The following is a 9913-nucleotide window of genomic DNA, read 5'->3' on the forward strand; positions in this document are numbered from 1 at the left end:
GTGTGGGGTTGAGGTCCGTAGGCTGCGGTCATGCCGGAAATTCGTGTCCTGGACACCGATGCCGACCTCGTCGCATCGTCGAACCTGTTCCGCACCGCGATGGTCGGGTTGCCGACCCCACCGCCGTACGAGCCGGGACAGATCCGGGAACTGCTCGAGCCGGGACGTACGCTCGGCGCGTTCGTCGACGGTGTCATGGTCGGGACCGCGGATTCGGCGACGAGCGGCCTGATCCTGCCCGGCGGCCGTCGTGTGCCGCATGCGGCGGTCACCCATGTCGGGGTGCTGCCCACCCATACCCGGCGGGGGATCCTCACCGCGTTGATGCGGCATCAGTTGCGTAATGCCCGCGACCGCGGTGAGGTCGTCGCGACGCTGCGCGCGTCCGAGGCGACGATCTACGGCCGGTTCGGGTACGGGGTGGCGAGTTCGTCGCACAGCGTCGAGTTGGATGTGCGGCGGGCGCGGCTGCGTTCAACGGTGGGGTCCGGTGGCCCGGTCCGGCTGCTGGGAGCCGACGAGGTGTGGTCGCTGCTGCCGCGGATCGTCGCGACCACCCCGTCGACGCGGCCGGGCGCCATCGACCGCGTCCCGTTGTGGTGGCGCGGCCGTGAATTGTGGGCGCAATCCGATCGTGGACCGAATTATGTTGCGGTTCATGGCGATCCCGGATCGGAGGACGGCTTCGTTCGATACCGGCCGGTCGGTACCGACCGTTGGTTCGGCGGCGCCGACCGCACCGTCGTCGTCGACGACTTCTACGCTCCGACCCGCACCGCCTATCTCGGACTGATCCGGTTCCTGCTGTCCCTCGATCTGGTCGACACGTTCGTTTTCACCGACCTACCGCAGGACGATCCGTTGCCGTGGCTGGTCACCGACCGCCGCGCCGTGCGCCTGCGCAGCGCCGGCGACGAAACGTGGCTGCGCATCCTCGACGTGGCGGCCGCGCTGGCCGAACGGTCCTTCACCGACGGTGAGCCGGTGCGGCTCGGTGTCGTCGACGAGTTGCTGCCGCAGAACACCGGCACCTACCGGATCGGAGCGGACGGCTGTGACCGTGTCGATGCCCCACCGCAGGCGGAGGTGGATGTCGCCACGCTCGGGGCCGCGCTGCTCGGGGGAACACGATGGCACCAGCTCGACAGTGCCGGGCTCGTGCGCACGCACGACACCTCGGCACTGTCGCAGCTCGAGTGCCTGTTCGCGACCGAGGAGGCACCGTTCGCCGGTGTGATGTTCTAGCGGCGCACCAACTATCCGGCGAGCATCCCGCGCCACGCGACGTCGAGTGCCCGGCGGCAGCGGGCGTGTACGGCCTCGTCCGCGAGGCGGTCGCCGCGAACCACGAGTTGGTAGTAGAGCACCCCGGCGAGCAGGTCGAAGCATGCCTCGACGTCGAGGTCGTCGCGGAGCACCCCGCACGCGATCGCATCGCGCAGTGCCACCTCTACCGGTGCCCGACGCCGCGATACGTGTGAGGCCCAGTAGGTTTTCTGTAACTCCGGGTTCTCCATGGCGAGTCGGATGCGCTGCCGGAAGCGTTCCTCGGGGTAGCCGACGGGGTGCTCGCTGCCCGCGGCTCCGAGGAAGGCTCCGAGGATCGTTTCCCGCGGATCGGCACCGGTGGGGAGCGGTTCGGGCCGTTGCCGACCGGCGTCGACGGCGGCGGCGACGAGTGCGGTGACCGACGGCCATCGCAGATACAGCGCGGCCCGGCTGACGCCGCTGCGCTGCACGATGCGGTTCACCGTGATCGGTTCGTTCTCGTCGATGAGTTCCTGTGTCGCAGTGAGTATTTGTTCGTCGATATTGCCGTTGCGGGGGCGTCCGGGGCCGCGCGCGGTGGATGTTCCCGGCCCGGTTCGGTCGGCGAGTGTCACGAGGTGAGGGCCCGTCGCCGGAGCAACGCGACGGTGTCGTCGCCGAGGCCCGCCGCGCGTAGCGGTGCGAGGGCGTCGCCGTGCCGATCCCGGAGGAGCGCCAGCATCGAACGTACGGGAACATCCCATGCTTCGTCGCTGCGCACCGCCGCCGCGTCCTCGAAGTCGAATCCGAGGCGCGCCAGCAGTACACCCATGACGGGGGCCAGGCGCGCGGTGATCGCGTCCATGTTGGTGCCGGTGACACCGTAGTCCGCGACGATGTCGTCGTCGGCGGCGCCGAGCGTCAGCAGCAGTGCGGCGGCCAGGACCCCGGTCCGGTCCGCACCCGCCGCGCAGTGGAAGGCGGTCGTTCCCGGTGCGACGGCGATGATCGCCAGTGCGCTCACCAATTGCGGTGCGGCGCTTTCCATCATCGTCGCGTACATCTCGCCGAACGCCGCTCGTGACGTGGGGAAGGGTTCGTCGGCGGTACCCGCGGAACGGATGTCCGACATCAGCGGCAGATGATGATAGGCGATCGCGTGCTCGGAAAGGGGACCGCGACCGGTCAGGGCGACCTCGTCGTTCGACCGCAGATCGATGACGCTGACCAGTCCGCGGGACGCCAGATCACGAGCGTGTGCCGGGGTGATGGTCGACAGGTCGTCGGAGCGGATCGCGAGGCCGGTACGGAGAATTCCACCCGAGATCGGGATGCCGCCGAGGTCGCGGAGGTTGACGGGTGCGGTGAGCGTGAAATCGAGCGTGGTCAAGTGATTTTCCTTCGGATGAGGGCGCTGCCCTGGTCGATGACCGTGACGAGCGCGATGATGCAGAGGATGATCGCGCTGAGATGTCCGTAGTCGTACATTTTCATCGCGGTGGTGAGTTCGAGTCCGATGCCGCCGGCGCCGACGAGGCCGAGAATGGTTGCGCCCCGGACATTTCCCTCAAACAGCAGCAGCGTGTACGAGATGAGCATCGGTGCCGCCTGCGGCAGTATCCCGTATGCGATGACCTGTCGTTTCGATGCGCCCACCGCGTCCATCGCGGTGACGGGACCACGGTCGACGGCTTCCATCGCCTCGGCGTAGATCTTGCCGATCGAACCGATGGAACCGAGTGTCATGGCGAGGATGCCGGCGAACGGGCCGAGTCCGACAGCGGAGACGAACATCAGGGCGAACACCAGGTCGGGAATCGACCGGATCACGTTCATCACCCACCGTGCCGGGTAGTACAGCCACCGGGGGGCGATGTTGGATGCCGCGGCGAACGCGACGAACAACGACAGCACCCCGCCGAGGACGGTACCGACGATCGCCATCTGCAGTGTCTCGACGAGCAATTCGACGATGGTACCGAACTTCGAGAAGTCCGGTGGGAAGAGTCGCGAGAGAAACTCGGCCATGTTGACGCTGCCGTCGGCGAGCTTCGTGAAGTCGAACTCGGCGCCGTGGAAGGACCAGAGCAGCACCAGCGCGGCGATCGGGATGCCGGCGAGGAATCGGGTGCGCGGCACGGAGAATGCTCGTTCGAGACGGTGACGCTGCTCCGGGTCGAGGGACGGGGCGGGCTGCGGCACCCGGTCGGTGCCGGTGGGCTCAGCCGAGGTCGTCGTCACCGTCGTCCTCCTGGTCGTAGAGCGGGAACAAGTGCGCGTCGTCGAGTTCGGCGGTGGGTGCCGAGACGAGCATCCTGCCCTGACGCAACCCGACGATGCGGTCGCTGTGGCGCAGCGCGAGCGGCAGGACATGCAGGCTCACCAGGACGGGGATCCGGTATTCGGCTGCGATACCGCGCAGCAGTTCGAGTACGGAATCGGCGAGCCTCGGGTCGAGGGAAGCCACCGGTTCGTCGGCGAGGAGCACGCTGGGCTGCTGCATGAGCGCACGGGCGATCGCGACGCGCTGCTGCTGGCCGCCGCTGAGTGAGCGGGCGGGCTCGGTTGCCTTGTGCGCGATGCCGACACGGTCGAGATAGTGCAAGGCGAGTTTCCGGTGCTCACCGGAGAACCCGCCGATCAGATTGAGCGGTCCGGTGTTGTGCAACGCTCCGGTGAGCACGTTCGTGAGCACACTGAGGCGGGGGATCAGGTTGAACTGCTGGAAAACCTGCCCGACCTCGGCTCTGAGCCGCCGCAGGTCGCGACCGCGGACAGCGGTGACGTCGAACCCGGCGACCCGAACGCTGCCCGCGGTGACGGGCGCGAACCCGGTGAGGCTCTTCATCAGTGTCGACTTGCCGGACCCGGACGCACCGAGCAGTGCGACGACGTCACCGGCGTGCAGGTCGAGGTCCACCCCGTCGAGCACCACCTGGTCGCCGTATGCCACGCGAAGTCCGCGCACCGTCACCGGAACCGACGACTCGGTGCGGTTCGGCCGGCGGGTCGACGGCAGTGCCGGCGCGCTCATCCGTCCAGGTCCTCGAGTTCGACACCCGCGACGGCGGCGATGTCGACGAAGGGTTGGAATTCGGCGGGGCTCGGATCGATGATCTCGTCGAGTCCGATGAAGCCGGCACCGAGCGCACCGAGGGCCTCGGCGTTCGTCTCCGAGAACACCGTCGGCAGCGCGGTCTGCAGCAGCGTGCGGGTGTCGTCGTCGAGCGACGGCCGGGCGAGGACCGCACCCATCACGGGCATCGACAGGCTCTGCCCGACTCCTCGCCATTCACCGCCGGAGAACGGGAACATCGGCTCACCGAGTTCGGTGAGCATGATTGCCGTACACGCCGCGTCGACCTGGCCCTGTTTCAGGGCCGCGAAGCTGCCCTCGTGTCCACCGGCGAAGATCGCCTCGTAGTCGGTGTCTCGTTCGAGCCCGGCCTCGTGGAGCATGTGGACGGGCATGAAATACCCGGAACTCGATGCCTGGTCGGCGAACGCGACCGTCTTGCCGCGCAGGTCGGTGAGTTCGCGAACCGGTGAGTTGTCGAGCACCACGCAGGTCGACACGGGTTTGTCGCTGCCCTTCCACGCCATCAGGGCGTCCACCTCGCCGGTGCTGACGGCGAGGGCGGACGGAAACCCGCTCATGATGCCGAAGTCGACGTGATCGGAGCGGATGGCCTCGACGACGCTGAGATAGTCGGGCACGTCGAGGATGTCCACGCTGCGACCGGTTTCGGTTTCCAGCAGGTCGGCCAGTGCCTCGACCGGGTTCGCTTTCGTCGGGTCGTCACCGAGTGGGGTGGTGGCGATGGTGATGGTGGAGGCGGCGGTGGTGGAGGTACCGGCGGGCCCATCGGTACCGCCGGTCGTCGAACAACCGGCGAGTGCGACGACGAGGACGCTGATTCCCAGGATGCCCACGAGGGGCGGAGTGTGGTGGCGCATGGCGTCCCTTTCACGCAGTCACGCGAGATGTTTATGAGAACACCGGTATGGAAACGTGCCGAAGTGACGTGGAATTAGCAGACTGCGGTATCGGAAACGGGCCGCGAGGTGAACACTCGGGAGCAGGTCACGGTCGCCGGAATCGGGCGGTACCGTCGTTGCGCCCGCGCTCAGGCACTCTCAGACAGCCGGATCCAGATGCAGCAGCACCTGCGTCGCGACGCGCGCCCCGCCCAGCGCACGGGCGGCGCGTTGCGCGGTGTCCTCGGCACTCGCGGTGAACTCGGCGACGTCGATGTTCGGGTCGGCGTGCACGGTCACCGACAGTGTCGGCAGGTGCCGTTCGACGACGGCCCGCCCGCGCGCCGACCGCACCCCGGGCAGTGCCGCGAGTTCGGCGGCGACACCGTCGGCGACCGGTCCGAGTTCGACGCCGAGCGTTGCATCGGTGACCTGATCGTAGAGTTGCACGGTGGAGGTGCGGCGCCGCGACAAGTTCACCACCAGCAATACGATGCCGACTGTCAGGCCCACCGCTACCGCGGTCCACAGCGCCGCCGTCCACCACGGCTGGTCGGGGATGTCGATGACGCGGGGCCGGTCGAGTCGCGCGAGTGAGTCCCGGGTGAACGGCACCCGCGCAACCCAGGCCAGCGCGAACGCCCCGGCACCGAGCAGGAAGAGACCCGTTCCGAAGGCGACGAACCGATTGACCAGGACGGTGCGCAGTTTCAACGGTTCACCTTCACGACGAGCGGGATCGGCTCAGCGAGCAGGGCCAGGTTCGGTTCCACCGCGGCCCGCACCGCGGCGGTGAGTTCGGCGACCGGGGTCTCGTCCTCGACGGTGATCCGGACGAGGGCACGCCGCCGGTCGACGACGGTGCGGGCGGTACCGACACCGGTCAACGCCGATGCGTGGGCGCTGCACATGCGGGCCAGATCGGTTCGGCGCATCCACACCGTCGCCACCGGCCCGTCGACCCGCAACGGCAGATGGGTGCGTCGCCGTGGTTTGCAGGCCACCGCGAGCAGCACGATGCCGACGACGACGCATGCGGCGGCGGCCGGTGCGATCCACGGCTGCCAGTGCAGCCTGCCGAACCATTCGAAGGAGTTCCGCAGCCACGGTGCACCGGCGTACGTGCCGCGCACGATGAGCAATTCCCGCGCGGCCGCGAAGGCCAGGAGCAGCGACGCGACGGCGATGATCGCCGCCGCGGGGGCGGCCGCCGGATAGGCGAGCGGTGGCAGTGGTGCGACGACGGGAATCGGGGTGCGCGGTTCGGTGCGGGCGGCGACAATATCGGATTCGAGGTACTCGACGGGGATGGCGGTGTCGGCGCTTTCGGAGTTCTCGGTGTCTTCGGGAACTGATGTCGCGACGATGAGGACGTTCAGTTCGTGGACGTACAGTCCGGTGAGTTCGCGCAGTTGCCGCTCGACGGAATCGTGCACGCGGCGGGTGAGGATCGCCGCGTCGTACGGCCATTCGGCGGCGATGTACAGGTTGACCGCGACGGCGGCGCCGCCGGTGGTCACGTCGGCGCGGGGCAATTCGCGGCCGGTGAGCAGGCTCAGGCCGCTGCTGCGCCGGACCACGCCGGGCACCTGCAGCGCCGCTGCGGTCGCGATCCGCTCGACCGCGCGGTCCTTGACGACGAGCGTGCCGCGGTGACCGCGGGTGTCCTCCGCAGCGGGTACAGCCGATATGTGGGTGTCGGGCGGGCTCGGGTCAGCCACGACCCCGGCTCCTGAGCAGCGCGCCGAGGTCGAGGAGGCCGTCGCGGTGCGCACCGATCACCATGCCGAGAGCGCCGAGCAGTACGGCGAACAGCAGTCCGCTGAAACCGCCGAGGATGCCCGCGATGGCCAGCAGCAGTCCTGCGAGGAGACCGACGACGGTGTTGTTGATGGGCGTGTGGTTCACGGTGCCGCCTCTGTGTGCTCGTCGGACAGGGGGTGCTCGTCGGACGGGGGGTGCTCGTCGGACGGGGGGTGCTCGTCGGACAGGGGGTGCTCGTCGAGATCTTCGATCGTCACCTGAACGGGCACCGAGACCATCGTCGCGACCCGTGCGTGTACCGCGTCGGCGACCGCGCGCAGGTCGCACGGATACCGGGCGACGATATGCACCATGCACAGATCGGGTCCGATCCGGATTCCTTCGACGCGGCGGCCCGGCAGGTAGGTGGCGATCTCACCGAAGGCGCCGCCGTGCAGACCGGCGACTCCGGGGACGGCGAGCACGACGCCGGCGACCTGCTCGGCGAGTTCCGCCGTGGACGGCGTTCCGGTGGTGGTCGTTCCGGTGGTGGTCGTTCCGGTGGTGGTCACTGCACTCGTGGCCTGGCGTCGTCGGCGAGGGCGGCAGCTTCGTCGTGCAGCACAACGTCGAACACGGTGATGTTGACCTCGGTGACCTCGAGTCCGGTCATCCGTTCGACCGCACCGATCACGTTGTGCCGGATCGCCACCGCGAGTTCGTGCAGTGCCACACCGTATTCGGCGACGATGCCGATGTCGATCGCGGCCTGCTTCTCGCCGACTTCGACGGACACGCCCTGCCCGTGGTTGATGCGTGCGCCGGGAATCCGGTCGCGCAGTGCGCCCACGACGCGGGTGGTGCCTGCGCCGACGTCGAACACCCCGCTGATTTCGCGGGTGGCGATACCCGCGATCTTCGCGACGACGGCGTCGGCGATGATCGTTCGGCCCTGGGTGTCGACGGGCCCGGGCGAGGTGCCGAGGCCGAACTGTACGCGGCTGATTCCTGCGCCGCTGTCGCTGGTCATGAGGGACTCCTCGGTAACATTGCCGGTGGTGTCCGTGGTCGACTCCGTTGTCTGCACGTTGCCCTCGACTCTAGTGCTCGCGCACCCGGTTGGGACGCACGCGCACGGTGTTTCCCACGCCCGGGGCGGAACCGTAGGACTGTCGCCGGACCGCGCCTTTTGGTAGAAAAGTTGAACGGTATCGGGGGTGACCGGCGTCACCGCAACAGAAGGATGTAGACGTGTCGACTGATCATGTGACCGAAGACGCGACCGGGAAGGTCGTCGTCGTCGGCGCCGGTTTGGCCGGGGTTCGTACCGCCGAGGAGTTGCGGCGAGCCGGATTCGACGGCGAAATCGTGCTGGTCGGTGCCGAGGAGCACCTGCCGTACGACCGGCCGCCGCTGTCGAAGGACGTGATCCGCGGCGAACGCGAGGACACCACGTTGCGTCCGCGCGAATTCTTCGACGAACAGCGCATCGACCTGCGGCTCGGTGTCGCGGTGGCATCGCTCGACGACGCGGCACGCACCGTCGTCCTGTCCGACGGCACCCCACTCGGCTACGGCGAGCTGATCATCGCGACGGGGCTGCGTCCGCGCCGGATCCCCGGCCTGCCCGAGCTGACCGGTGTGCACGTCCTGCGGTCCGTCGAGGACAGCGCGGGTCTGCGTGCAGATATCGTTCCCGGTGGCCGGGCACTGATCGTCGGCGCCGGTTTCATCGGCTGCGAGGTCGCGGCCAGCCTGCGGGCCTGCGGGATGGACGTCGTGCTCGTCGAGCCGCAACCCACGCCGCTCGCGTCGGTTCTCGGCACCGAGGTCGGTGCGTTCGTCGAGCGCCTGCACGTCGGTGAGGGTGTCGACGTGCGCTCCGGTGTCGGGCTGGCCGAGTTGCGCGGCGACGGCCGGGTCACCGGCGCGGTGCTCGGCGACGGCACCGAGATCGCGGTGGACCTGGTGGTCCTCGGCATCGGATCGGTACCGGTCACCGAATGGCTGGACGGTTCCGGAGTGACCGTCGACAACGGTGTGGTGTGCGACACGGTGGGTCGTGCCTCCGTCGACCACGTGTGGGCAGTCGGCGACGTCGCGTCCTGGCAGGTGCCGGGCGGTGACCGCAAGCGCGTCGAACACTGGACGAACGCCGGTGAGCAGGCCGTCGTACTGGCGAAGGCGCTGCTCGGTGACGACGGCGACCGGGCCGCGCAGGTCCCGTACTTCTGGAGCGACCAATACAACATCAAGATCCAGGGTCTGGGTGCGGTGTCGGCGCAGGACACCGTGCATGTCGTGCGGGACGACGGCCGTAAGTTCCTCGTCTACTACGAGCGGGATGGCAGGCTCGTCGGTGTCGTCGGCGGTGGGCTGCCAGGACAGGTGATGAAGACCCGCGCGAAGATCGCGGCGGGTGCACCGATCGAGGAGATGCTCGCCCCGACCCCGTGACGCACGATCCGGTGATCGCCCCCGGCCTGCCCGTCCGGGCGGTGCTGCGCGCTAGATTCGTACGGTGATCGTTGCGCTCATCGACTCGGGTTTCGGTTTGCTGCCGACCTCGGCGTGGCTGCGCCGATTGCGGCCCGATCTGGACCTGATGTTGTCGATGGACCCGGACGGGGCGCCGTGGGGTCCGAAACCGCGGGACTGGGTGATCGAGCAGGTCGTCACCACCGCGCGGCGTGCGGTCCGGCGCGGCGCCGAGGTCGTCGTGCTGCCGTGCAACACCGCTTCGGTCACCGCCCTCGACGAGGTTCGCCGTGAGCTCGGCGACGGCGTTCCCGTGGTCGGTACGGTTCCGGCGATCAAACCGGCCGCGGCGGCGTGCGATTCGGTGGCGATCTGGGCGACCGCCGCGACCACTGCCAGCAGCTACCAGGCCGACCTGATCGCGCGGTTCGCGAACGGCAGCGCCGTCGTCGGCGTGGCATGTCAC

General features: G+C 68.7%; 13 protein-coding genes. 3 read left to right on the forward strand and 10 right to left on the reverse strand.

Annotation, left to right across the window (positions count from 1 at the left end):
* The first annotated feature begins 30 nt into the window (after positions 1-30).
* The gene (locus tag WAX14_RS15865) at positions 31-1245 is read left to right on the forward strand and encodes a GNAT family N-acetyltransferase (RefSeq protein WP_422629013.1); all 1215 of its coding nucleotides are present in this window, start codon (positions 31-33) and stop codon (positions 1243-1245) included.
* Positions 1246-1256: 11 nt separating this feature from the next.
* On the opposite strand, the gene WAX14_RS15870 is transcribed toward WAX14_RS15865, so the two are convergent.
* From WAX14_RS15870 to WAX14_RS15915, 10 genes are all read right to left on the reverse strand, one after another.
* The gene (locus tag WAX14_RS15870) at positions 1257-1883 is read right to left on the reverse strand and encodes a TetR/AcrR family transcriptional regulator (RefSeq protein WP_422629014.1); all 627 of its coding nucleotides are present in this window, start codon (positions 1881-1883) and stop codon (positions 1257-1259) included.
* Positions 1880-2638 (reverse strand): tyrosine-protein phosphatase, encoded by a 759-nt coding sequence (locus tag WAX14_RS15875; RefSeq protein WP_422629015.1) that lies wholly within the window; start codon positions 2636-2638, stop codon positions 1880-1882. Before WAX14_RS15875 ends, WAX14_RS15870 begins: the two co-directional genes overlap by 4 nt.
* Positions 2635-3489 (reverse strand): phosphonate ABC transporter, permease protein PhnE, encoded by an 855-nt coding sequence (phnE, locus tag WAX14_RS15880; RefSeq protein ID WP_422629016.1) that lies wholly within the window; start codon positions 3487-3489, stop codon positions 2635-2637. Before phnE ends, WAX14_RS15875 begins: the two co-directional genes overlap by 4 nt.
* Positions 3470-4282, reverse strand: a complete 813-nt coding sequence (locus tag WAX14_RS15885) for a phosphonate ABC transporter ATP-binding protein (RefSeq protein WP_422629017.1) — start codon at positions 4280-4282, stop codon at positions 3470-3472. The genes phnE and WAX14_RS15885 overlap by 20 nt, the downstream gene beginning before the upstream one ends.
* The gene (locus WAX14_RS15890) at positions 4279-5181 is read right to left on the reverse strand and encodes a phosphate/phosphite/phosphonate ABC transporter substrate-binding protein (RefSeq protein WP_422629018.1); all 903 of its coding nucleotides are present in this window, start codon (positions 5179-5181) and stop codon (positions 4279-4281) included. The genes WAX14_RS15885 and WAX14_RS15890 overlap by 4 nt, the downstream gene beginning before the upstream one ends.
* A gap of 204 nt (positions 5182-5385) precedes the next feature.
* Positions 5386-5940: a hypothetical protein gene (locus WAX14_RS15895; protein ID WP_422629019.1), complete on the reverse strand. Its 555-nt coding sequence runs from the start codon at positions 5938-5940 to the stop codon at positions 5386-5388.
* Positions 5937-6947 carry a DUF6286 domain-containing protein gene (locus WAX14_RS15900; protein WP_422629020.1) on the reverse strand — a complete coding sequence of 337 codons (1011 nt, stop codon included), beginning with the start codon at positions 6945-6947 and terminating at the stop codon, positions 5937-5939. Before WAX14_RS15900 ends, WAX14_RS15895 begins: the two co-directional genes overlap by 4 nt.
* Complete coding sequence (locus WAX14_RS15905) at positions 6940-7134, reverse strand: DUF2273 domain-containing protein (protein ID WP_422629021.1); 195 nt, start codon at positions 7132-7134, stop codon at positions 6940-6942. The genes WAX14_RS15900 and WAX14_RS15905 overlap by 8 nt, the downstream gene beginning before the upstream one ends.
* Positions 7131-7541 carry a hypothetical protein gene (locus tag WAX14_RS15910; RefSeq protein WP_422629022.1) on the reverse strand — a complete coding sequence of 137 codons (411 nt, stop codon included), beginning with the start codon at positions 7539-7541 and terminating at the stop codon, positions 7131-7133. The genes WAX14_RS15905 and WAX14_RS15910 overlap by 4 nt, the downstream gene beginning before the upstream one ends.
* Positions 7538-7999: an Asp23/Gls24 family envelope stress response protein gene (locus tag WAX14_RS15915; protein ID WP_422629023.1), complete on the reverse strand. Its 462-nt coding sequence runs from the start codon at positions 7997-7999 to the stop codon at positions 7538-7540. The genes WAX14_RS15910 and WAX14_RS15915 overlap by 4 nt, the downstream gene beginning before the upstream one ends.
* A 221-nt stretch (positions 8000-8220) precedes the next feature.
* On the opposite strand from WAX14_RS15915, the gene WAX14_RS15920 reads away from it, so the two are divergent.
* Positions 8221-9426: an NAD(P)/FAD-dependent oxidoreductase gene (locus WAX14_RS15920; RefSeq protein WP_422629024.1), complete on the forward strand. Its 1206-nt coding sequence runs from the start codon at positions 8221-8223 to the stop codon at positions 9424-9426.
* Positions 9427-9490: 64 nt separating this feature from the next.
* A partial coding sequence (locus tag WAX14_RS15925; protein ID WP_422629025.1) for a glutamate racemase occupies positions 9491-9913 on the forward strand: 423 nt, incomplete at its 3' end.

It is taken from the genome of Rhodococcus sp. (in: high G+C Gram-positive bacteria) (genome assembly GCF_049299235.1).
Taxonomy (GTDB): Bacteria; Actinomycetota; Actinomycetes; order Mycobacteriales; family Mycobacteriaceae; genus Rhodococcus.